This is a genomic window from Flavobacterium sp. 270, assembly GCF_004368785.1.
Lineage (GTDB): Bacteria > Bacteroidota > Bacteroidia > Flavobacteriales > Flavobacteriaceae > Flavobacterium.
In genome coordinates this window covers 339,654-363,051 of the sequence record NZ_SODM01000001.1, presented here as the reverse complement: position 1 = coordinate 363,051, position 23,398 = coordinate 339,654, and the positions used below count along the sequence as shown (strand labels likewise).

General features: G+C 35.0%; 28 protein-coding genes. 11 read left to right on the top strand and 17 right to left on the bottom strand.

Annotated elements, in window-relative coordinates; translation table 11 throughout:
* Positions 1–171 precede the first annotated feature (171 nt).
* The 3 genes from EV144_RS01620 to EV144_RS01610 all read left to right on the top strand — a co-directional run bounded on the left by EV144_RS01620 (position 172) and on the right by EV144_RS01610 (position 2,411).
* Positions 172–870, top strand: a complete 699-nt coding sequence (locus EV144_RS01620) for a DUF1826 domain-containing protein (protein ID WP_134145530.1) — start codon at positions 172–174, stop codon at positions 868–870.
* Between the two features lie 374 nt (positions 871–1,244).
* On the top strand, positions 1,245–1,979 hold the full coding sequence (locus EV144_RS01615; RefSeq protein WP_134145528.1) for a hypothetical protein: 735 nt from the start codon (positions 1,245–1,247) through the stop codon (positions 1,977–1,979).
* Positions 1,980–1,982: 3 nt separating this feature from the next.
* Positions 1,983–2,411: a hypothetical protein gene (locus EV144_RS01610; RefSeq protein ID WP_134145526.1), complete on the top strand. Its 429-nt coding sequence runs from the start codon at positions 1,983–1,985 to the stop codon at positions 2,409–2,411.
* 442 nt (positions 2,412–2,853) lie between these two features.
* Here the strand turns inward: EV144_RS01610 and EV144_RS01605 are convergent, their stop codons facing one another.
* From EV144_RS01605 to EV144_RS01595, 3 genes are all read right to left on the bottom strand, one after another.
* Positions 2,854–3,135, bottom strand: a complete 282-nt coding sequence (locus EV144_RS01605) for a hypothetical protein (RefSeq protein WP_134145524.1) — start codon at positions 3,133–3,135, stop codon at positions 2,854–2,856.
* Positions 3,098–3,370 (bottom strand): hypothetical protein, encoded by a 273-nt coding sequence (locus tag EV144_RS01600; protein WP_134145522.1) that lies wholly within the window; start codon positions 3,368–3,370, stop codon positions 3,098–3,100. Before EV144_RS01600 ends, EV144_RS01605 begins: the two co-directional genes overlap by 38 nt.
* A gap of 1,316 nt (positions 3,371–4,686) precedes the next feature.
* Positions 4,687–5,100, bottom strand: a complete 414-nt coding sequence (locus EV144_RS01595) for a helix-turn-helix domain-containing protein (protein WP_134145520.1) — start codon at positions 5,098–5,100, stop codon at positions 4,687–4,689.
* 180 nt (positions 5,101–5,280) lie between these two features.
* Between EV144_RS01595 and EV144_RS01590 the strand changes: the two genes are divergently transcribed.
* Positions 5,281–5,832, top strand: a complete 552-nt coding sequence (locus EV144_RS01590) for a hypothetical protein (protein ID WP_134145518.1) — start codon at positions 5,281–5,283, stop codon at positions 5,830–5,832.
* 20 nt (positions 5,833–5,852) lie between these two features.
* Here EV144_RS01590 and EV144_RS01585 read toward each other — a convergent pair whose 3' ends face one another.
* The 3 genes from EV144_RS01585 to EV144_RS01575 all read right to left on the bottom strand — a co-directional run bounded on the left by EV144_RS01585 (position 5,853) and on the right by EV144_RS01575 (position 7,932).
* Positions 5,853–6,617 (bottom strand): ThuA domain-containing protein, encoded by a 765-nt coding sequence (locus EV144_RS01585; RefSeq protein ID WP_134145516.1) that lies wholly within the window; start codon positions 6,615–6,617, stop codon positions 5,853–5,855.
* 159 nt (positions 6,618–6,776) lie between these two features.
* On the bottom strand, positions 6,777–7,100 hold the full coding sequence (locus tag EV144_RS01580; protein WP_134145514.1) for a nuclear transport factor 2 family protein: 324 nt from the start codon (positions 7,098–7,100) through the stop codon (positions 6,777–6,779).
* Positions 7,101–7,119: 19 nt separating this feature from the next.
* Positions 7,120–7,932: an SDR family oxidoreductase gene (locus tag EV144_RS01575; protein WP_243854592.1), complete on the bottom strand. Its 813-nt coding sequence runs from the start codon at positions 7,930–7,932 to the stop codon at positions 7,120–7,122.
* 104 nt (positions 7,933–8,036) lie between these two features.
* On the opposite strand from EV144_RS01575, the gene EV144_RS01570 reads away from it, so the two are divergent.
* Positions 8,037–8,408, top strand: coding sequence for a winged helix-turn-helix transcriptional regulator (locus tag EV144_RS01570; RefSeq protein ID WP_134145512.1), 372 nt, complete (start codon positions 8,037–8,039; stop codon positions 8,406–8,408).
* 23 nt (positions 8,409–8,431) lie between these two features.
* Here EV144_RS01570 and EV144_RS01565 read toward each other — a convergent pair whose 3' ends face one another.
* From EV144_RS01565 to EV144_RS01555, 3 genes are all read right to left on the bottom strand, one after another.
* A complete protein-coding gene (locus tag EV144_RS01565; RefSeq protein ID WP_134145510.1) occupies positions 8,432–9,310 on the bottom strand; it encodes a helix-turn-helix domain-containing protein in 879 nt (292 codons plus the stop codon).
* Between the two features lie 4 nt (positions 9,311–9,314).
* Positions 9,315–9,782 carry a nucleoside deaminase gene (locus EV144_RS01560; protein WP_134145508.1) on the bottom strand — a complete coding sequence of 156 codons (468 nt, stop codon included), beginning with the start codon at positions 9,780–9,782 and terminating at the stop codon, positions 9,315–9,317.
* 197 nt (positions 9,783–9,979) lie between these two features.
* Positions 9,980–10,345 (bottom strand): DsrE family protein, encoded by a 366-nt coding sequence (locus EV144_RS01555; protein ID WP_134145506.1) that lies wholly within the window; start codon positions 10,343–10,345, stop codon positions 9,980–9,982.
* A 246-nt stretch (positions 10,346–10,591) separates the two neighbouring features.
* Here EV144_RS01555 and EV144_RS01550 point away from each other — a divergent pair, with 246 nt between their 5' ends.
* Together EV144_RS01550 and EV144_RS01545 are read left to right on the top strand one after the other, a co-directional pair.
* Positions 10,592–11,680, top strand: a complete 1,089-nt coding sequence (locus EV144_RS01550) for an NADH:flavin oxidoreductase (RefSeq protein WP_134145504.1) — start codon at positions 10,592–10,594, stop codon at positions 11,678–11,680.
* A gap of 79 nt (positions 11,681–11,759) precedes the next feature.
* Positions 11,760–12,374, top strand: a complete 615-nt coding sequence (locus EV144_RS01545) for a pyridoxamine 5'-phosphate oxidase family protein (RefSeq protein WP_134145502.1) — start codon at positions 11,760–11,762, stop codon at positions 12,372–12,374.
* A 165-nt stretch (positions 12,375–12,539) separates the two neighbouring features.
* Here the strand turns inward: EV144_RS01545 and EV144_RS01540 are convergent, their stop codons facing one another.
* The 6 genes from EV144_RS01540 to EV144_RS01515 form a co-directional block, all read right to left on the bottom strand.
* Complete coding sequence (locus tag EV144_RS01540; protein WP_134145500.1) at positions 12,540–13,166, bottom strand: NAD(P)-dependent oxidoreductase; 627 nt, start codon at positions 13,164–13,166, stop codon at positions 12,540–12,542.
* Between the two features lies 1 nt (position 13,167).
* On the bottom strand, positions 13,168–13,947 hold the full coding sequence (locus EV144_RS01535; protein ID WP_262712216.1) for an inositol monophosphatase family protein: 780 nt from the start codon (positions 13,945–13,947) through the stop codon (positions 13,168–13,170).
* A gap of 106 nt (positions 13,948–14,053) precedes the next feature.
* Positions 14,054–14,839: an AraC family transcriptional regulator gene (locus EV144_RS01530; protein WP_134145498.1), complete on the bottom strand. Its 786-nt coding sequence runs from the start codon at positions 14,837–14,839 to the stop codon at positions 14,054–14,056.
* 201 nt (positions 14,840–15,040) lie between these two features.
* On the bottom strand, positions 15,041–15,391 hold the full coding sequence (locus EV144_RS01525) for a nuclear transport factor 2 family protein (protein WP_134145496.1): 351 nt from the start codon (positions 15,389–15,391) through the stop codon (positions 15,041–15,043).
* Positions 15,392–15,503: 112 nt separating this feature from the next.
* On the bottom strand, positions 15,504–17,483 hold the full coding sequence (locus EV144_RS01520; protein ID WP_134145495.1) for a GAF domain-containing hybrid sensor histidine kinase/response regulator: 1,980 nt from the start codon (positions 17,481–17,483) through the stop codon (positions 15,504–15,506).
* Positions 17,484–17,725: 242 nt separating this feature from the next.
* Complete coding sequence (locus tag EV144_RS01515) at positions 17,726–17,989, bottom strand: hypothetical protein (RefSeq protein WP_134145493.1); 264 nt, start codon at positions 17,987–17,989, stop codon at positions 17,726–17,728.
* A 207-nt stretch (positions 17,990–18,196) separates the two neighbouring features.
* Here EV144_RS01515 and EV144_RS01510 point away from each other — a divergent pair, with 207 nt between their 5' ends.
* Both EV144_RS01510 and msrA read left to right on the top strand, forming a co-directional pair.
* Positions 18,197–18,598 carry a response regulator gene (locus tag EV144_RS01510; RefSeq protein ID WP_134145491.1) on the top strand — a complete coding sequence of 134 codons (402 nt, stop codon included), beginning with the start codon at positions 18,197–18,199 and terminating at the stop codon, positions 18,596–18,598.
* A gap of 120 nt (positions 18,599–18,718) precedes the next feature.
* The gene (msrA, locus tag EV144_RS01505; protein ID WP_134145489.1) at positions 18,719–19,210 is read left to right on the top strand and encodes a peptide-methionine (S)-S-oxide reductase MsrA; all 492 of its coding nucleotides are present in this window, start codon (positions 18,719–18,721) and stop codon (positions 19,208–19,210) included.
* Between the two features lie 98 nt (positions 19,211–19,308).
* On the opposite strand, the gene EV144_RS01500 is transcribed toward msrA, so the two are convergent.
* Complete coding sequence (locus EV144_RS01500) at positions 19,309–19,830, bottom strand: PPC domain-containing DNA-binding protein (protein ID WP_134145487.1); 522 nt, start codon at positions 19,828–19,830, stop codon at positions 19,309–19,311.
* Between the two features lie 43 nt (positions 19,831–19,873).
* On the bottom strand, positions 19,874–20,188 hold the full coding sequence (locus EV144_RS01495) for a hypothetical protein (protein ID WP_134145485.1): 315 nt from the start codon (positions 20,186–20,188) through the stop codon (positions 19,874–19,876).
* Positions 20,189–20,797: 609 nt separating this feature from the next.
* Here EV144_RS01495 and EV144_RS01490 point away from each other — a divergent pair.
* Positions 20,798–22,669, top strand: coding sequence for a T9SS type A sorting domain-containing protein (locus EV144_RS01490; RefSeq protein WP_166670523.1), 1,872 nt, complete (start codon positions 20,798–20,800; stop codon positions 22,667–22,669).
* An 81-nt stretch (positions 22,670–22,750) separates the two neighbouring features.
* Entirely contained in the window at positions 22,751–23,398 is a 648-nt protein-coding gene (locus EV144_RS01485) for a carbohydrate-binding family 9-like protein (protein ID WP_134145482.1), read from the top strand.

The following is a 23,398-nucleotide window of genomic DNA, read 5'->3' as shown; positions in this document are numbered from 1 at the left end:
TTTATAAAATAAAATAAGTAATATTTTATAATTTGATGACATCCAGATTTATTAGAAAAAGAGCAGTTATATATATTAAATGTATAGAATGGGATAAAAAGCGGTTATTAAAATGCAAATAAATTACATAGTTTTGTAATACAAGAAGTACTGGCCTCTTACTATTATACTATGAACACTACATTTTCTGACAACCCGCAAATTGGAATTGTTTCTACTTTTTCTGAACTTATAAATACCGATTTTAAGGGAGAAATGAATGCATTATGTTGGCACAGAAATTTGGATGGCGATTTTAAAGATATTGTTGCCCAATTATCTTTAGAAGAAAATATAACAGAAGTTTTTCCCGAAGATTTAATCGCACTGCAACTATCAGAAAAAGGAAATATCGCAAGGGAAATAATTTTAAATGATTTACAATTATTAACTGATTTCGGTGCTTCGCCTTCTCTAAATTTACTGAAATGTTATGAACGTGATGATGAATTTGATTTCATATCCACAGATGTGTATTCGTTTCATGTGGATCGTTCGCCCATTGCCACAGATACTTTTTTATGCACTTATCACGGAGCACCAAGTGATATTGTTTCTAATTCGCAAGCTAAACAAAAAATTCTGATTCCAGAAATTCGAACAAAACTAAAAGAGTTGCATGATGGCCCAGAAGAAGAATTTGAAAGTTTTTTGAAAGAAAATTATTTTGATTTGCATTATCAGTTACACGCAGACGCAAAACCTATTAATTTAGGATTAGGACATCTTTGGCGACTTGCCGTAGATCATCCAAAACAAGAAGTGCTACCTTGTATTCATAGAGCGCCAATAGAAAATGAAGGGGAGTATCGGTTGTTGTTGATTTGTTAAAAACAAAATAATGGAGCGTATTTTGACAATAGATCAATTATTAATGCGAAGATTTCTGTGGAGTTGATTCCTATTTGGTTGGGGATTCTTTTTGTTTTTATAGGTTTTTTTAAATGAATAATTAGAACTTAAAAAATCCCATTTCGTTCAAAATGGGATTTTGATTTTTGCCAGCCTTGATCCTTAGAATCTTATAGCTAAATAACTGAATTTTCTTTTTAATCTGTTAAAATATACTTGTAGGTACGGATAAAAATTTAAGATAGTGATGTAAAAATCTGATTTAATTTTATAAATTTAAATATTTTTGTAATTTTATTCTTATTTTTTTATTATTATGTTTATCTTGGTATTATAATAGATTAAGATAAATTATGGAGAACAAATTATTTAATGCAAAAAGCAATTTAGAGTATTCGGAATATAAAAAATTATTTGGAGATCCTTTTTGGAATGAACAAGGAAGTTCAAAAGCAAAAGCTTTTTACCTTCAATTAAGTGATAGAGATAAAGCTTTGATGTTAAAAATGAACTATCTCGAAATGATTGAGAAAGCTAGGCAAAGAAATTTTAATATGGCAGCAGATTGCCTTCAATGGTGGCTAGACGGCAGTGGCTTTACAAAAAATATAGATTTTCATTGGCTTAGAGGCAATAATGAAGTTCTTGAGGCTGAAAGGGTGAATGTTGAACGTTTTGAAGACAGACTTAAAAGTCAAAACTTTGATAAAATTCTAACTAAAGATGGAGATTTTAAAGAGTACACGAATGAATTACAACGTACATTTATAGGAGGGATTTTTCGTGAATTATATTATGTGTGTGGAACAAGTACAATAACATCAAAAGCTAATTTTGTAATTACTCGCGTAAAAGATAAATTCGTTTTATCCGGTTCAATAATACATAAATGGTGGGATAGATATGATTGGCATAAAGGAGCAAATGCTTACATACCTAGTTTTGGATATGTTAAAGACTCAGATGCTTTATTAGTAGAGAAATATTGCGGGGCAAGACCTTATGAGATGAGGGGAGAGTGGCAACAGAATTTCAATAAAACATTTGAAATTGGTTTTTTTGGAGGAATAAATTTTGAATTAAGATAAATAATGAAAAAAAAGATAATTTTAGCCTTAGCAAGTTTGGCTTTTCTGTTTTCAGTTTACTATTATTGGCAAAACAGATATGTTGAACTTCGTCCTGTAGTTCCAAGACAGGATTTACATAGATCCATTTTTTTCTATGAGACATTTCACAATCAACTATTTAAGATTGCTGATTCAAGTGAAATTCCTCGATATTATTATAAAAATATACAGTACGTTTTAAAAAGGCAATGTCAGGATTATATCGTAAAAAATGGAGTGATTTACATTAAATATAAATATATGAATGATATGGAAATGATATGGAATCACACAACCAAGACAAGCAATTTAGACTGGTTTAAATCACAAAGAGATATGGATAGTGCTAACGGAGATACAAAAGAAAAGGAAGAATTAGACAGAATTATAAAAGGGTTTAAACAAAAATAATAGGTAATTTAAAAAATCCCATTTCGTTAGAAATGGGATTTTCTTTTTTAATTTGATATACTTTGCGGGATTACAAATCCGCGCTATCGGGTATGGACAGTGTAAATGGAGATACAAAAGAGAAAGAAGAATTAGATAGAATTATTAAAGGTTTTCAAAAGTAGTTTTGTCAAGAAACTACTATTTTTTGTTACTAATCCTGTAGATTGGAAATAATGTTTAGCAAGGATTATGGAGATAATGACCAAACTGTTTTAGAAATTGATATTAATTGATAATCGTTGTGGGCACGAGCGAGATGCTCGCGCTAGCGGGGGGGAAAACATCGCTGTGCGAAGTCCTCGAGTTCAATTAGACACAAAGAAAAATTCATACAATCGAAAAGAAATATAGTAGCGGGTACGAAGTCGGAGACTTCGCACAGCGGGGGGGTGATATTTGGTTATTTAAAACCATTTGCTACATTAAACTTCTCATTAGCCTTATGAAGAAGAGCCTCCTTTTTATATACTGCCGTATATAAGGATTTTTTATGTTTGGCAAGTGTCATAAGATCATCGGTGGCAGTATTTAATTCGTTGTTTTTTAGTGTTTGAAGAAGTGCTTGCTGTTCTATTTCTTTGCGATCGAAGCCATGTAGTTCTTTCAAAGCTTGATAATACGCAACAGAAGCCTTTTTAAGCGGTTCACCTTCTGCCGTCAGTCGAAAGCATATTAATATCATTTATAATTTTATCAAATTCCTTGGCTTGTTGCTCCACAGCAACTAAAGCACCTTTATAATCGTTGTTGATGAGATATTTGAGTTTTTTTTCGCCAAAACCTTCTTTTCCAAGAATAATATCAAATGCTTGTCGTTCTGACTTAGCGAGCGATTCCTTAAAATCAGATGCTTTTGACGATACACAAGAACTAATAGTTATAAATAGAAATGCTGTTATAAAAATACTGAACCTCATAATCATTATAATTTTAGGATAGAAAAGAATTGTATTGAATTGTACAATTTGCTTATACACTAAGTTATGTATTATAATGATTTTATGAAAATAATATTTGATTTATAAGATCATTATGGGAAAACATCGCTGTGCGAAGTCTCCGACTTCGTACCCGGTTCAATTAGACACAAAGAAAAATTCATACAATCGAAACGGAATATAGTAGCGGGTACGAAGTCGGAGACTTCGCACAGCGGTGATCAAACTGTTTTAGAAATTGATAATCTTTGCTAGCACGGGGTAAGTGATTCCCTCAAAATAAAAAAAAGGTCTAAATTATTTAAAAATAATTTAGACCTTTTTTTTATTAATAAATAATTACTAATCAAACCCTTAGGTTGATATAGTGAAAAAATATTAAATAATAATAAAATATTTACTAAAATTCAACTTTGAAATGTTAAAATATAAGCGTACATTTGCATCACGTTGAATTCCCTTAAAACTAGGTATAAGGTTTCGACCACACAACAAACATTAATATTGTTAATTTTTAATCAAAAAGTTATGTCAACTAAAACACTAATTCAGAAACGTAGAGACAGCGTTAAATGTCGAAATAATTTAATAAATTTTATATCATGGGTAAAAACAAAAAAAAGAAGTCCGCCAGAGGGGTCGTTAAAATTAAGAGTAAAAAAAATGTTAATACTGAGGTTAAGGCAGTATCAAATTCAGTGTCAATGAACACAATTCTAAATCTCTTTAGTTCATTAATTAGATTTATACCGAAAGAATCCGTTTATAGTGCTGCAAACACATTTTTGGATTTTCTACGTCATACTTTCTAATTGACTTTGCTGATAGTCGTTAACTAATCAGACTTGAAGCCTCATTTGTGTTCCTAGGCACATTTGAGGTTTTCTTGTTTATACTTGATGTGTACAAATATACAAAAGTAAGCAATGTGTACAAAAAATACATATACAAATTGTATGTTTTTTTTTCGGAAGTCAGTAAATACAAGTGTTCGCAAAGCATTTTTTGCTTGATTTTTACGCAAAAACGCACAGTTTTATCGCGTTTTTTGCGCATTTTTTGCTCTTTTCATACGCATTTTTTCGCGAAAAACGCGAGCTTTTGCACCATTTACCCTCGCTCGCAAACATTTCTAAGATACATTTTACAAAAAAAGTTGTGCGCATTTATTGCGCAACAATATTTTTAAGCGTAAGAACAACTATTTGCTTACTTCGTAAGTAGAATAAACAATGAAAAACAAAAAGAGACTTAAAAGTCTCTCTTTTTAGAAATTAATATATCTTTAAAAACAATTATTTACGAATCAATTTCTCAAGCCTAACCATCATCTCATCTTTCTCTTTCAACATACGCTCGTATAAAGCGATTTTCTCTTCATGTATTTGTACAATTTTATCAATTGGATTAACAGTTGTATTGACATGTCCAGAATTGTTACCAACCGCAACAGCTCCTTCATGAAAAGTATTAGAAATAATATTTATAGCTTGCTCTTCATCAAAATTCTGAAAAGCTTCAACAGGAATTTTTAATACAGCTGAAATTTGTTTCAGCAAACTGTCTTCAATTACATCTTTCTGCTCCAGCATAGAAATTTTCTTTTGGTTCCATTCTTCGCCCAGATTATATGCTAATGCTTCCTGCTTTATGTTAAGCATTTCTCTAAAACGTTTTACGTTTCTTCCCTGATGTATTTTTTGTTCCATAACGAATATTAGTTTTCTGAAGGCTCAAATGTAAAGCCATTTGGGCTAAAAATCCTGAGTTTCAAAGATAGAAAAATATCCGTAAAATATCCCTTTTGTCAGATATTATATCCGCGTTTTGAATATATTATCCTTTTAAAATTATACAATTTTGTAGGATTATTTTTAAATTTATTAACTATGAAAAAGAATAAAATATCCTTCGAAACCAGCTTTAGAGCAGGAAATATAGCAGGAAATCCATTTAAGGCAATTGATGCCTTTTCTGATTTTGGAGATCTTGATTATTACAAACAGAATTTAAACGAAGCGGTAATGTATTGCTATATAACAAAAGTCTACAGACAAGACAATCCTTCTGATGTTTTTGTTTTGTATAATGTTGTCAAATCTTTTATTAAAGTTTGTTACTGCCTGAACAAGAAAAGCAAAAAATGGAAAGTGGCAGATTCTTTAAGCTGCGAAACGGTTTTTCATCTTTCTACGCTGACAAAAGAAGAATACGATAATCCGTTTATTGTATTTCAAAAAGCATTTGAAGTAAGGACTCTTAAAGAATTTGAATTATTTCTATGTCAAGTCCTGGAGCTTTCCTTGTCTCCTTATGATGAAGATCCCGACTCTCATTTGATAATGCTTTATATTCATTTAATTAAAATGCTCGATGCAGCAGAACTAATAAGAGAAAGAGGAGTAGAGAAAATCAAGAAAAAGGATCGGATTTTGGCGTAAAAAATAAAATTTCGGGAATTTTATTTGCTCATAGCATAAGTGATTCCTCCAAGTAAATGCTGTACAAAAAGAGGATCACTGTAACTTTCGGGACTGTGTCCTAAAGCTGTGTAAAACGCTCTGCCGCCATCATATTCGTGATACCAGACCAGAGGATGATTATCGCCATGTTTACCGCCTTTATACGAAGTTTCATCAATTTTTATAAGCACATTTACTTTCGGATTTAAATATTTAAAATTGTACCATTCGTCTTTTCGTTCCCAAATTGCCGGAAGATGTTTTGTAGACAGATGTTCATGATTTACAATTATAAGTTTAGCATTCTGAGGCTCAGGATGCCCGTCAAAAATGCCGCCGATCATTTGTGTGTACCAAGACCAGTTTGGTTCGCAGTTTGTGGCCGAATGAATGCCGACAAAACCATTCCCATTTTGTATGAATTTCTGTAAAGCCATTTTTTGATTTTCACCTAACACATGGCCAGACGCACTTAAAAAAATAATGGCTTGGTATTGCTTTAAGTTTTTTGAATTTATTGCCAGAGAGTCTTCAGTAGCATCTACTAAAAAATGATTTTCCTGTCCTAGTTTTTTTATCGCCGCAATTCCGGCAGGAATGCTTTCATGTCTGAAGCCGTTAGTTTTAGAAAAAATCAGCACTTTTTTGATTTTATCAGCTGCGGTTTGTTCTGTGTTTTTTAAATGAAAAGAAACTAGAAAATAGCTTGTCAGTATAATGAAGCTGTATAAAAATGACTTTTTTATTGAAAACAGATGGTTCATTTTGAAAAATTTTATTTTGGAAAGATAAAAAAAAATATTTCTGTTGGTTGTAGTTTTCATGTTGAAAACTTTTGTTTTTTTTCTGATTGTTAGTTCGTTGTCTAAATAGTATTGCTATGATTTTATAAAAAAAGAATGGCTAATTTTAGCCATTCTCATTTATCCTGTAATTTTCAATGATTTTATCAATCCATCAGTTATCTCTAAATGATAATTCAATACGATAGGACTTCCTTCAAAGTTTCCAGAAACTTCTGCTTTTAAAATGCTTTCAGATTCTTTTTCTTCAAAGTCAATGGGCTTCATTACAGCTTCGTATCGCTCGTTGGCATCGGCAATCCAATGTTCAATTTCTTTTCTTCCTATGTGTGTTTTGCCTTCATCAAAAACTACGGCAGTTTCAGAAAAACAATTTGCATAAGCAACACTGTCAAAGTTATTTTGTGTTTTTACTAAATCTGATAGTACTTTCGGTAAGTTCATTTTGTTATTTTTAAGGTTATTAAATGGTGGGTACAGTTCCACCGTCAATTACATATTCTGTTCCTGTGAGATAGTTTGCTCTTGGCGAAACCAAAAATCCGACCAATTCTGCAACCTCTTCGGGCTCTGCCGGTCTTCCGAAAGGTATTCCTCCCAAGGCATCCATAACACTTTTCTCTGCCTGCTCAACAGAAATATTTGAACTCTGAGCGATCCTTTCCAACCATACTTTGACATTTTCTGTTCTGATCCAGCCTGGAGAAACCGTTAGCACTCGAACACCTTTTGGTGTAACTTCATTGGATAAACTTTTGCTATAATTTATCAATCCAGCTTTTGCAGCGGCATAAGGTAAAGTAGAATCATACAACGGTAATTTTCCTTGAATAGAAGCGATGTGAATGATGACACCGCTTTTTTGCGCTATCATCTGGGGTAAAAATGCTCTATCCAGTCGAATAGGAGCAAGTAGATTAGCCTGTAGAGTTGATTCCCAATCTTCATCAGTTAATACGGCAAAACCACCAGCTGGCGTTTCAGAAGAACCGAGGTTGTTTATAAGAATGTCGAGTCTCCCATAAGTCGATAACACTTCGTGCACTACTTTTTTTGCTTCTTCTGCTTTAGTTAGATCCGAAGGAATGAAATGCATGTTATTTTGTTTCTCCGGCGCATTTCTTGCGGTAATAATAACTATTGCTCCAGCTTGTGAAAGTCTTTCGGCAATTGCTCTTCCGGCTCCTTTTGTGCCTCCTGTTACCAAGGCAATCTTGCCCGATAACTCATTGTTAAAATTAAATTGTCCCATTTTTAAGAATTGTTTATAGGGCAAAATTGGTATATAAAAACAGTTTGCACAAGTACGGAATTACGATTCACATAGGGATAAATTTATCCCCTATTGCATAATTTGAGATATACGTTTAATTTTGTAATATGTATGAGAGAAAAATAATTCCGAGCCTTAATTGTGGACTTGACCTGATTGGTGAAGTACTTTACGGTAAATGGAAAATACGTTTACTTTGGTTTATTAATGAGGGACATAAAAGACCGAGCGAGTTGCAACGTAAAATACCGGATGCTTCACGAAGGGTTTTGAATATTCAGTTGAAAGAACTGGAGGAACATGAATTAATAACAAAGATCATATATCCCGTTGTACCTCCAAAAGTAGAGTATAGTCTCACTGATTTTGGGAAAACACTAATTCCGGTAATTTCCTCTATTGGAAATTGGGGAGATGAGCATCAGGAACGTTTGCGGTCGCTTATTTTAAAACGTTTAGATTTAAATTCAGGAGAATAGTATAACTCGTTGGTTCTTTTCGTTTACGCGCCTCTGTTAAACCCGATAGTTTCTCTGTAAAGCTGAGGTGAAATATCTGTTTTACCTTTAAAAACCCTGCTAAAATAATACTCGTCATCATAACCAAGTTCATATGCAATCTCTTTAATTGTTTTGTTGGTAAGATATAATTCTCGTTTTGCTTCAACAATAATTCGCTCAGAAATCAGATCTGACAGTGTCATATTAAAATGATTTTTTGAAACACGTCCCAAAGCAATTGGAGTTAGATGCAGTATTTCTGCATAATCACTTGCAGAATGCTTAATTCTAAAATTTTCCTCAATTGCGTTTCTAAGATTTTGTACAATTCTCAATTGTTTATTGTCGATTAATTTTGTGTCTTCTACAGACTGCTGCTCAAGTTTAATTCTGGTAGCCAGGACCAAAAATATCTTTAAATAAGAAATAAGAACCTCGTCTTTTCTTAAAGCATCCATTTTTAATTCATTAACGATCTCTCCGACAATGTTAAGCAGTGTGTTTTTATTGTTTTGATCAAGCAAAATAAAAGGCTGCTGATAAATATTGTTGAATAAAATGCCATTTGCAGCTATTTCTTTATGATGTCTGTAAATGCAGAAGAAATCATGATGAAACTGAATACAAACCCCTACAAGTGCACCTTCTGAAGCCAACATAAAAGGCTGATACGGATAAAAGGCAAACATTGTATTTTCTTTAAACAAATATTCAGAAAGATCAACTTTGGCTAAACCCTGACCAGAGGTAATAATAATTATAGTGAAGTAATTATTACGCTGAATATGGTCAAAATAGCTGCTGTTATCAAACTCAAAAACTTTAAAAGACAAGTTCCCCGTCTGCTGATTTATTAATGTGTAAACAGATTGTGCTAACATATACTTATAATTTATTTAAAGATTCCAAAAATTGTGTCGTAAGTGCATTACATTCGTCAAGGCATATACCGCTGACAATTTTTGGTTTATTTCCCCATTTTGGGACATCTTCAGTTTCAAGAATATTAAATTTTGATGTCAATCCACCAAGCAGTGGTACATCTGATCCATAAACAATTTCATGTATTTTATGATGCCGTATCATATAAGAACACATAATACAAGGTTCATGAGTACTGTACATTTTGGCCAGATATAATTTGTCAGAATATCCGTTTTTCAACGCATTTCTTATTGCTAGTATTTCAGCATGATTTGTAATATCTCCTGTCGATTTTCCCGATTCAATTCCTGTCCCTATTACTTCTCCATCCAAAACGATTAAGGCTCCTACGGGCGGGTTGCCAGTATCTAATGCGGTTTTGGCAAGGTCAAGACATTGGTTCATGTAATACTGGAAATCTTCTTTCATAATTTAAACTCTTTATATTGATCGTTTTTAGCAGAAATTTTTTCTTTAAGGAATGCACTAAAAATACTAAAAAAATATCCAATCATTTTATAGTAAAATTAAATGGAAAGTGATTTTAATGACGAAACTTCAGCCTTGATAACAAATAAAAAAACTGCCCTCACTGAAAAAGTGGGACAGTTTTTTTGAAAACGGGGTTAGAAAATTAAAATGTCGTAACCTTCGTCTCTTAGATTAATGAAACTTGGCAGACCAGGAGTTCCCGGAACTTCATTGTCGTTTAACAGATCATAACCAGATACTTCTGTACCAAATACAGCTACGCAGCCTTTAGAAAGACCATGAACATGAGCTTTTACTTCTGTGTAAAGTGCATGAACAGGATGTTCTGGTTTGTCTAGTTGTTCCGGCCATCTGATACCTGTACCCTGAAAAATAATTTTTACGTCTTCACCTGCATGTTTAAATTCGTATGCAGATGCTAAGGCATTAAATATGCGTCCTAGAGCTTCTTCTGAACCAGCTTTTGGGTCAGAAAGAATAATAATTGCTGTTTTTTTCATTTTAAATAAATATTAAATTAATACTGCAAAGATCAGGCAGGCTTGAATTGTAATTAATGGATGATTTTTACTTTATAATGGATGATTTTTCAGCCCTCCATTTTTTGGCAATTTTTAACCAGCTATAGAATAATAGATTCAAAACATCCATTATAAAGTAAAAATTATCCATTTTTTAGGAGTGATAATCAGGGCAACTTTGTACCGATAATTATTTACATAAATAGAACCTAAAAAATTAAAAATATGTCTGTTTCTGATTTATTCAAACCACTTACATTGCTGCATGGTCCGGCAATGAGAAATCGTTTTATGCTGGCACCATTAACAAGCCAGCAAAGTCATCATGATGGTAGAGCATCTATTTACGACCAATCCTGGATGGAGCAGCTTGCTCAAAGCAATTATGGATTAATCCAAACAAGTGCTTCAACAGTAGAAGCCGGAGGAATTGCATTTGAGCGCCAATTAGGCATTCACAGTGATGACCATTTGCCGGGACTGACTCAAATGGCAAATGTCATGCGTAAGGGCGGGGCATTATCTGCCGTACAATTACATCATGCTGGGCATCGTGCTAAACCCGAAATAGGAGGAATACCAGCTCCGGCTTCCGGCAAAACATTAAAAGGAATCAAAGCAATTACAACAGAAGAGGTAGAGCGAATTCGGGACAGTTTTATCTCAGCAGCAAAAAGAGCACAGCTTGCAGGATTTGACGGTATCTCAGTTCATGGTGCTTTCGGTTGGATTCTTTCAGAATTCATGTCACCAAATTTAAACGACCGTACAGATAAATATGGAGGAAGCTTGGAAAACCGTGCACGTTTTACGATTGAAGTTATTGAAGGAATTCGCAAAGCCTGTGGTCCTAATTTTCAGATAGGCTGGCGCTTGTCAATTGAACGTTATGGATTACTTTTGGAAGAGCTTCGAGAAGTTACGGCGGATATCTTTGATCGTGAACTGATTGATTATTTGGATTTGGCATTGTGGGATTCTGCTCAAATTGTTCGTGAAGGAACTTTTCAGGGAAAAACGATGCTTAGTGTTTTTACCGAGATTCCTCGCAAAGGTGTACGTTTAGGTGCAGCCGGAAAGATTATGAGTGCACAGCGTGCCGGACAACTTTTGGATGAAGGTTGTGATTTTGTACTTATTGCACGTGCAGCAATTTTACAACGAGACTTTCCTATTCAGGTAGAAGCTAATCCTAATTATGACAGTCCTAAGATGCCTGTTATGGCAGATTATCTTCGTCAGGGAGGATTGAGCGAACGTTTTATTGAAACAATGAGAGGATGGCAGACCTTTGTTTATCCGGGTTCATTGTAAAAGTATTTTTTTACTCATTAAAGATTCAACAGAATTTAAATTCAACCAGAGAAATAAGAACAATTTAAAATTAGTTATTATGAACTACGGGAAATTAGCTTTTACGGAAACAATAAAAAAAATGCAGGAAGAAGCGGGAAGCAGAAGTGCTTATGACCGCATGGAAAAAATGTCGGTTGTAGATGGATTGACAGAAAACGAAATTAACTTTATAGGTGACAGAGATAGTTTTTATATGGCCAGTTTTGGAGAAAATGAATATCCGTACATTCAGCATCGTGGCGGACCTGCAGGATTTATTAAAGTGATCGATAATAAAACAATTGGAATTGTTGATTTTGCAGGTAACCGACAATATATTTCTACGGGTAATATTTCTAAAAATGAGAAAGTAGCTCTAATTATGATTTCGTATCCGCAAAGAGCCAGGTTAAAACTTTATGCAAATGCGAAGGTTGTTAACTTAGAAGAAAACAAAGAATTGTATGATCTTTTAAAACCTGAAGATTATAAGTTTCGTCCCGAACAAATGTTGATTTTTGACATTCAGGCTTACGATTGGAATTGTCCCCAGCATATTACTCCGCGTTACACAGTTGACGAAATTGAGCAGGTATTACAACCTCAGAAAAAGTATATTGCTGATTTGGAAAATAAAGTAAAAGAACTTGAATTGAAGTTATTAGGCAAATAAAAATTTTAGGAATTAGTTTTAGAAAACGGTTGTTGCTAAGATTCTGCCGCTAAATTTAAAACGTCAAAAAATGAAATACTAAAAAGCTTTTAATATTATTATTTAGTTGTTTATTGAATTTTAATATAAAGAAAAAACACTTCATTAACGAAGTGTTTTTATCTATTAATTTGTCAGCGCAACATATTTATAAAGATTTAGTGGATTTTCTGCTTCGGTAATTAAGAACTCTGCAACATCTGCTCTTGAAATCTTTCCAACTTTCATTCCTTTTTGAAGTTCCGATATAACTTTGTAATTCGAGTTTGAACCTCCGTTAGTAAGCATTCCAGGCCTTATGATTTCCCATTTCATATTACTTTTTGTAATGGTTTCTTCCATTATGGTTTTATTAATGTATTGGTCTTTCAGGAATAATGAAATCACAGTTTTCATAAAAAAGCTTAGATACCTTTTACTGTCTCCTGCACCAAAACCAGTAATCACTAAAACTGGTGAAGTAAAATTTAACTCATCGGTAACTTCTGTCAGTGTTTTGGCAATATCAGAAAAAAGTGTAGTTGCTTTTTTATTTTTTGTTCCAACGGTTATAAGGACAGCATCAGCATTTTTGATAGCATTTTTTAAGTCTTTTGGTGATGTCGCACTGCCATTTATTTTAATAAGATTGGGATGATTTAGAATCTGATCTGTATTTGTTGATAATGCCGTTACAATGTGGCCTTTTTTGAGTGCCAATAAAACAGATTCTAGGCCAATACCTGCTCCGGCTCCTATAATTGCTATATTCATTTTAAATTATGGATTTAATTTTTAGATATTTTTCAGTAATGCTTTTTTGTGCCACGAGCAGACTTTCGCTTCCCCATTTCCATGAATCTCCAGCTGTAGTCAGGATTTCGGCACCTGCTTCCTTAGCAATAAGTAATCCCGCAATCCAATTATAGGTATCGAGATCTTGCTGAACAAATAAATCGATTCTTCCTGCACCAACATAAGCCAATTGCAGTCCGTGTGGTCCGTAATTTCTAACAATTCCAAAATTCTGAATCAATCTCGTAACCGTAGTACCAATTTTTTCATTTAAATCAGTTTTTGATTTATCCTGATGTCCGTACTCAAAAACAGCAAGCATAATTGACTGATCTGTTTTGTTGCTGAGTTCAAGTAATTTGTCATTTATAAAAGCGCCCTCACCATCTTTTGCCCAAAACATTTCGTTGGACAACGGATCAAAAATCACAGAAAACAAAGGTTTTCCATCACGAATAAGCGCCAGATTTATAGTCCAGCCAGCAATATGCTGAAGATATTGTATTGCGCCATCCATGGCATCGCAAAGCCAGTATTGTTCTTTATCTGCCGGATTTCTTTGTGCATCTGTATCAAATTCATCGCCAATATGCCATGGAATATTTGGATATTGCAATGCTAAATCTTTTTTTAAAGAACTCAGACACAAAGTATCGATATCTTCTAATTGTTTTAAAAGATCATCCATAGTTTGTGGAATATTATTTTGCTTATAGTCTTTTAAAAAGACATTGCCGACTTTTCGTACAGCATCAAGAATGATTGGGATATTGATTTAGTTTTGCATATGATTATATATTAATTACAATGCAAAATTAATTAGAGGATGATCTTTTTATATAGTTTGAATGAAGGGAAGTATAGTCCTAATCACGGAATTTTTCCCGAAATTTAAGTGGAGTAAGGCTGGTTACTTTTTTAAAAAGTTTTCCAAAATAGACAGGTTCATCATAACCCACCTGATAAGCAATCTCTTTTACGCTGCTGTCTGTAAAGTACAGCAGTCTTTTAGCTTCCGTTATTGATGTTTCCTGGATATGAATCGAGACAGGACTTCCTGTTAATGATTTTACAATATCATTTAAATGTGCAGTAGAAATCGAGAGAGCCGAGGCGTATTGTGCTGGCTGTTTCCATGTTTTATAATGTTCTTTTGTTAGTTTTATAAAAGATTCTTTAATTATGATACTGCGGTTTTCTTTGGATTTATCAAGAGATATAGTAGAAACGAGCTCTCCGGCAATCAGGCTTAAAAGCGCATTTAATAAAGAATGAATGCTTTTTTGAATGTAGTTATTTGTATTTTCAGACTGGACTTTTTCAATTAAATCCATCAGGATTCTAAGCTGTTCAAAAAAAGGCGAATTTTCCTGAAATAAAAATGGATTATTTATTTTACTTTCTAAAACCCCCAGCACTTCCTTATTAACCAATGACGGATCAAAACTAATCATCCATCCTTTTGGATCATTTACCGCTATAATATGATGTACTTGTTCGGGAAAAATACAAAGTAAGGAAGGTCTGGTAAATTCTATAATTTCAAAATCAATATTTAGTTTAAATTTTCCGTTTAAGGCAAACATTAACTGACAATGATCATCACGATGTGGTTTGGAAACGTCATGATTTTCTGCGTCTTTATCCTCCATATTAACAATGATTATTCCTGCTTTTGCAGAAGAGGGAAGTTCGAATTGTTGAATATTTTGGCTATGATTTTTCAAAATTGCTATAACAACATTTATAATTGTTGTAAAAATAGAGATTTAAAATCTAAATTTTTCAAATTTGACTCATAACAAAAAAGGGAAGTTTTTTTGCTTCAGTTTGTTTTCAAGCAGTATATTTTTTTACTTGATTTCTATAACGAAAGCTTTGAGTTCTGCCATCAGTCCGTCCCTGAATTTCCATACATCACAGTATTCGTAACGGTTTGTTTTCCCTTCTTTTTCTTTCAGGCTGATACTGCCGACAGCTGTAACAAAATCGCCATCTGCAGTGATTGTTTCGATATTAAATTCAGGCGGCTGGATATAAGTTTCCTGCATGTAATTTTGGACGGCTTCTTTTCCTTTTAAAATCCGGTCCCCAACAAAGTTCCATACAACGTCTTCGGTGCAGTATTTTAGAAATCCTCCATGATCTCCAGCAGTTACAGCTGCGTTTGCTTTAAGCAGGGTTTGTTTATTTTGATCAGACATGAGATACAGTTTTAGTTGATAATTTATTAATAATTAATAATCTGCTGATTTTGAATTAACAGATTTAAAATAGTATGTGGCAATAAAACACAGATTTAGATAATGAGTCAGACTATTGCTGCTGGAGATTCTTTACTATGTCTTGGATGCTGCAGCTCAGTATTTCGATGCTGTCTGCAGTTTGAGCTGTGAATTTCTTCTGGTGCGCTTCACGCTCAATGTTCGACAGATGCATGCTCAGCCCATCAAGAACAAAAAGGTGCATCCAGATTTGGAGCTGTTCTGAATTGTGTAACACCGTCTGGAAGTCGGCGCGCTGAACAGCGCTTTTAAATTCTTCAAGTTCAAGAGGTGCTTTTTCGATAAATTGAGAAGTTACTTCTTTTTTCCAGCCCGGTTTTATACGGTCTGTTTCTTCAATGCGGGACAGATCTGCCTTATGGCGTTTCATTGAACGTGGTTCCTTTTTCAGGACGGCTGTAATGGCTTCCAGGAGTTCGTACTGCTTGAAGGGTTTGGGAACGTAACCGTCCATGCCCGCATCGTAACAGCGGTCTTGTTCTCCAGCAAGGGAGTGAGCAGTCATGGCTATGATAGGAACAGCACTTTTTAATTCCTCGCGTATGTACTGTGTAGTCTCGTAACCGTCACGAAGCGGCATCTGCAGATCCATTAATACCAGATCATAACGATGCTTCGAAAGCAATTCAATGCCCTGGTCGCCGTTTTCGGCGATGTCAATTGTAAAACCGAAACCCTCAATGACATTCTGTGCCAGTTTCTGGTTTAAACGATTGTCCTCGCACAGCAGTATGTTGAGCTTACCCAAGTTGTTTTTAGGCTGTTCACGTTGCTTTGTCTGCTGGTCTGTTTTCTGATAGGCAACAGTAAAGAAAAATTCCGATCCTCTGCCTTCGCGGCTTCTGACCTGTATATCGGAACCATGCATTTCGGCAAGTTTTTTTACGATGCTGAGGCCGAGTCCGGTACCTCCGAATTTTCTGGTTGTGCTTTCCTCCGCTTGGGTAAAACGCTCAAAAATGTTGTCAAGCTGCTCCTTGGGTATGCCGATACCAGTGTCTTTTACTGAGAAGCGGATCACACAGTTTTCATCTGTCTCGGCGATTTTTTTTACGGCGATTGTCACTTCGCCTTCACTGGTAAATTTAAGCGCATTACCGGCCAGGTTCATAAGGATCTGATTAAGCCTTCCCTGATCACCGGATATCATTTCAGGGAGTTCTGCATCCAGATAAAGATTGAACTCCACAGCCTCGGGAACTTTTACCTTAAGCAGGTCGTATACATGACGCAGCGCTTTTTTCAGCTCAAAGGGCTGCAGGTCGAGGGTAAGTCCACCCGATTCAATTTTAGAAAGGTCCAATATATCATTGACGATTAAAAGCAGGTTGTCGCCAGCTGTCTGCACATCTTGTACAAAGCCTCGTTGCTGTTCATTGAGTTTGGTTCCCGCCAACAGTTCGGTAAAGCCTATTATGGCATTGAGCGGTGTCCTGATTTCATGGCTCATGTTAGCTAGAAAACTGTCTTTGGCTGTTACGGCTCGTTCTGCTATTTTCTTCTGTCCGGCAAGCTCGCTGTTTTTTATGCCGAGCTCCAGAGTGTTGATCACGTGGCGGGCAACAATTAAAAGCGCAGTACGCTGCCCTTCGTTGAGCTTCCGCGGTACACGGTCAGCAGCGCATAAAACCCCGATATTGTATCCGTCGGGAGTTCTCAGGGGCACTCCAGCATAGAATCTTATTTTAAGCCCGCCTTGGACATCAGGGTCGTCTTTGAATTTTTCATTAAGCATTGTATCGGGAATTTCAATCAGCTTGGAATCCATGATAGTATAGCGGGAGAAAGTGATCTGCCGGGGTTTGTCTGAAACGCCAAGGCCAATCTCTGATTTGAATAGCTGTCTGTTATGGTCCACAAAGGAAATATAAGCGATCGGTACCCCGCAGATATAGGAGACAAGAGCAGTGGCATCATCAAAAGCATGATCTGGAAGGGTTTCCAGAATATTATACCGTTTTAAGGCATCAAGACGTTCGGATTCATTTTGGGAAAGGCCTGCAGCTTCCATAGTGAGAAATTAAACCTCAAGTTACGAAAAAGAAAGGGTATTACTTTTACACTTTGTAAGGGACTCCTTATATAATTTTCAGCAGGAATGGATTGTATTTTTTTAATTTTGATTTGGTTGTAATTTGAGAACGTCAACATTACATTATATAATTTTTGTGAACTGGTAGAGTGCTATAATGCTGTCGTTGCTGTGTTTCTTCTTTTTCTTTATAATAGCCAGAATATGTCTGATTTTTATATTTAATTCCTGCCAGACAGATTAATGCTGCTTTCGTCTGTAAGCTGATTTAAGGTAATCAGATTAAGATCAGAAAGGAAGATTAAGATGTCCATTACCCGTGTCTGGTATTCGGCTTCGGTAGAAAAATTTTCATTTGTACGCTGTGCTTCGTTGCTGGAAGGATATACAAAGATACACAGCTCTTCAAAAGGTACAAGCCGGTCCTGATTTCCAGAAAGGTAGCTGTAGATCTTTGCAGGTAAACGATAGGAATTGACAGTCATAATACAGGTTTATATGAATATACGCAGTTAATCCCGTGTCGGTTTTATACATTAAAACGATAATCTATTTTAAAAGATAATCTCTTTTGAACGAGTTACTTATCTGATGTATGTTTATTGTGATCTTTAAAAGGTTGCTGGGAATTGCATAACATCTGCGTAAAATTTAATAAGGAATACGATCAGCGGTCTTTTTAATTTAGAAGTATGAAATATCATTACATTTTACTGGTTGACGACGATACCGATGATGCAGAAATATTCAGCACAGCTGTTAAGGCTGTTGATGATACAATCAATACCGTTGTGGAAAATAATGCACTAGATGCTCTTAAGAAATTGAAGGAAGCTAAAAAGTTTCCTCATATTATTTTTCTGGATTATTATATGCCTTATCTGGACGGCAGTGAATTTTTGGAACTGCTTCGCAGCATTAAAGGCCTCAGGGATATTCCTGTTGTATTTTATTCAGGACATTCCAATGATACCTTAAATGAGCTGGCTGCAAAGCATAAAACTGCAGGCTTTCTAAAAAAGCAGGGTAATTTGACTGATTTGATAAAATCCCTGCAGGAAATCCTTAATTCGCTGCTGCCTGCTTTAAAATAATCTTAAATTATTTTTTTCTCAATTATTTAAAACTTGTTCAGCCTTTCTGTGCTGTAAGATGGGGTAATTTTATTATCTTACACTTTATTTTAGAAGTCATTTTTACTTAAAATACGGATTATGGAACATATTAAAAAAGCGTACATAGCAGGCGGCTGCTTTTGGGGAATGGAAGATCTTTTTCGTGCACGAAAGGGAGTTGTGGATACAGAAGTGGGGTACATCGGCGGGGAGAATGAAAACCCGGTTTATGAAAATCATCCCGGCCATGCAGAAGGTATTGAAATTACTTATGATACCCGGCAGACTTCATATAAAGAGATACTTGATTATTTTTTCCGTGTGCATGATCCCACAACAGTCGACAGACAGGGAAATGACAGAGGATCAAGTTACAGGTCGGCTATTTTTGTTCAGAGTGAAACCGAAAGGGAAATAGCTGAAGCAGTCATCGGGATTGTAAACGTTTCAGACAGGTGGAACGGGCCTGTTGTGACGCAGCTAGAGTCTTTTACAAAATTCTGGCCTGCGGAAGGTTATCATCAAGATTATCTGGTGAAGAATCCAAACGGGTATACCTGCCATTTTGAAAGGTTCGGTACTTTTTTGTAACAGTTAAGACAAAGCTTCAGAAAATCTGGAGCTTTTTTTGTTTCAACATACGCGAAATGTAACCAAAAGCTATATTTCTTTGTGCTTATCATACTGTTTTACTCGATGCACGGCAACTGTAACACGTTGGCATCTAGAGGTTGTTCTTTTTTTCTTTCGAGTTTTTCGGTATATACTGTGATATAGATTTCCATGGAACCGGTGCCCACCGCAAGGGATAAGATGTGCCCGCCGTAAGCTTTGAACGTCTTATCTGTGGCTGTCCCGTGCATGTGAATAGAAGGATTATTACCACTCCAGGCAATAGATCCGGTAAGGTTGCTCATTTCTACTTTATAAAACGTTTTGGGTTTGAATTTCTTTTTCTCAAAATCATAAAAGCCAAATACGGCCTGCTGTGCAAAACCGATACCAGTGAAATGCGCCGAAGGAATCTGCTGTTCTCTGGCAAGGTTTTCCAGCAGGGCGATGACATTGTCGCCTTCGCGAAGCACCATCAGCCAGCCCTCGGGGGTTTTAGTGTAACGGCATTTACCGTTGTCTTTCTGCTGCGCCTGAGCTGATCCGAAGGCCAGGCAGCATAACAGTACACCGGAGATTTTCTTTAGTATCGGGTTCATAGGAAATATTTATTGAATTACAATTTGGAGTCCTTTCGCTGTCTTAGTAATTAAAGGATTCCTGATAAGGGTCGTAGATATTCATATCCCAGTTATGATCATTATAATGGTCTGTCAGGTCTTCTTCCGGTTCCGGATCGATCATGCTTTCGTTTTCGTTATAGTCATAAACGGCAGTGTTTAGGAATTCGCAGTCAAAGTCAGGTTCGTCTTCGTATTTATAATGCAGGTCAATCAGCTCAGTGCTGCTTTGGGTTTCAAAAATAAATTCTGCATCGATAAAATGGGTATCGGATTGTGTATGGAATTTATTATTCTGGCTTGAAAAGGATTTGGTATTAAATTGAGGATGTTTCATAAGGTGCTTGATTGCTGTTTGTTATAGAACTAATCTTTAACCAAAAGTACAAGTAATGAAGAGGCTTTAAATTATAGAATTTTGTTGAGGTGTTATATAATTATAAAACGATAGGACTTTATTTCGTTGTTTATTTAACCGGGCTTTCTTTTTTTATATTCAAGAATATAATCTGCTGTTGCTGTAGTAAAACTCCAAATAATTTGTACTCTAAATCTATCCCATTTTTTTAATTGTATATTACCATTCTTACCCAATTGTAATTTTTTATTTTATAAATATGATTTTTACTTTCTATCTGACTATTGTTTTGTTTGAAAAATATTACAAATATTGATTTTTTGACGTATTTATGTGTTCGAGCACATTTTTTCGATGTTTTTTATTGTTAATTAAAAGACATTATTTACTTTAGTTCAAAATACGATATAAAAGTTTTTTTTAAAGAAGTTAATAGGTTAAAAACAAAAAAGTTAACCAATCGACTATGACCTGTTTATGTCTAATTTTTAGGGTTTAAAACCCTGTTGCACATGATAAATTTCGAAATTATATTTTATAAGAATCCTAGTAATGTGTTTAATTATTAACCCAAAATTTTTAAAGATTATGAAAATCAAAAAAATTACTTTTTTAATTTTATTTTGTTTTGTACAAGGCTTTTGCCAGACTTATGTTTCGACTACAGGAAATGATGCCACAGGTACAGGAACGGCGGCCTTGCCCTATAAAACCATTGTAAAAGGAGTACAGGCAGCGCCATCGGGCGGAACGGTTTTGGTTGCTTCGGGAACTTATCCTGCAACAGGTCCAATTTATATCGGAAAGCCATTGACCATTCAAAAAAATGGTTCAGCAGCAGTGATCATCAATGCTTCTGGCTGGACAAGCACAGACACTTATGTATTAGGAATTGTAAATACAAGTAGTGTAACAATCGACGGTTTAACGATTTCTAATAAAATTAGTAACGGAAGTAAAGGAATCTGGATTTTGGCAAATTCAGGAGCAACGGCAAATCTTAATAACATTACGATCAAAAACTGCATTGTCAAAAACATAGGCTGGATTAGTAACAATCTGTCGTCTATTCCCGCAAACAGCGGTATTGTTGCCAACGCAATAAAAGTAGACGGAGGAAGCGGCACTTACGCTATTACCAATGTAAAACTGGAAAATAATGAAGTAACTAATTGCGCAACGGGTTGGGGAGAAGCTGTAACCTTAACAGGAAACGTAAACGGATTTACTGTTTCTGGAAACACAGTTTATAATATTGCCAATATCGGAATTGTAGCTGCCGGAAATTACACTTCTACAGGTGCAACAAGCAATAATCAGGCAAGAAACGGAGTGATTTCTGGCAACGAAGTTTTTAATTGTATGAGTGCCGTAGCAAACAGCGCGGGTATTTATATAGACGGAGCTTTAAATTGTACGGTCCAGAGAAATGAAGTCTATAATTGTGGTGTTGGTATTTCTGTTGGTTCAGAACAAAATACGGCTACAGGAAATGGTGGACAATCTACAGGACATTATGTAAACAATAATTCTGTTTACAGCAATGTGATTACAGGAGCTATTTTTGGAGGTGTTGTTGGCAGCGGTTACACTACAAGTGTAGGTAATACAAAGATTTTCAACAATACCTTTTATAAAAACAGAACCGGAGCAGTAATTAATGGAGTTACAACTGTTGGCGGCGTTGCTGTAGGAACAATTGCAGATATTTATGGCGGCGAAGTACATCTGCAAAACAGTTCCGGAATTACTTTCAAAAATAATATTTTGTATGCTACAACAGGCAAAAAAGCACTTTTAGCTTCTTATGGTTATACCGTTTCTAGTTTTGTATCCAATTACAATCTTTATTACAGAGAAGGAGGAACCGATTTTATAATTGATTTAACAGGCGTAAGTTTTAACGGAAGCACTGCAACAGGATCTTATAATGCTGCGCAATTTGCAACAGCAACAGGTCAGGATGTAAATGCTGTAGTAGGTGTTCCCGGATTTGTCAACGCAGCAGCATTCAACTTTACGTTAGCTAGCGGCGCATTTGCCACAGACAAAGGAGATCCAACTTACAACAGTACGTATTCTGGAATTTTAGATTTTGATGAAGATACCCGCAAGCGAAATGGCCGTGTAGATATTGGTTGCTCTGAATTGCAAACCGGTTCTACAGCCAAAGCTGCAAAAGTTGAAGTTGTAGAAGAAATACAAGAAGAACCAGTAACAACTTTTTCGGTATTTCCGAACCCTGTTTCAGAACAATTAAATATCAATTTTGGCGAAGAAGTAAAAACGGCAGCCGTTTCTTTATTTGATTTGAATAATAGAGCATTGCTCAAAAAAGAATTTTACAATGTAAATGCGGCACAAATTCAGATATCAGATTTAAAGATTAATCCGCAGATTATTATAGTTCAGATTACTGCAGATAATAAAATATCGAGTCATAAAATATATGTGAAATAATTTTTACGAGCCCATAAATAACACTTACTTTAATGCACTGATTGCTATTAGTGCATTAAAGTTTTTTTAATAAAATACAGAATGAAAACATATACAGTAAATTGCATCGGGAAAAATACATTAACCCTAGGTTTAGCTAATAACGCAATATGGGAAAATGCCATTGTTCTTACCGATTTTTGCTCGCCTTGGGAAGACGTGGAAATTAATAAAATAGAATTTAGAGCTTTATGGGATCTGGATACTATTTATTTTTCGTTTAGAGTTTTTGACGACCAAATTCATATTGACAAAACAGATCATACAAAAGCCAGTATTGCAAACTCAGATCGTGTAGAAATATTTATGAGAAGCGATGCCTCTTTAGATCCGTATTATTGTCTGGAAATTGATCCAACGCCAAGAATAATGGATTTTATCGCAAAACCACATAAAGTATTTGATTATAACTGGAATTGGCCTAATAAAGATTTAAAAGTAAAATCAACAATAAATAAAGATTATTTTGAAGTTGAAATAGCCATTAGTATTGTATCACTTAAAGCATTCAATTTAATAAAAGACAATACAATCGAAGCAGGAATTTTTAGGGCAAAATATACCCAAAAAGGAAATGAAGCATTTGAGCCAACATGGATTACGTGGGTAAATCCGGAAACAGAAACGCCAAACTTTCACATTGCAAGCTCTTTTGGTGTTTTAAATCTGGCTTCACCTCAAAATATATAG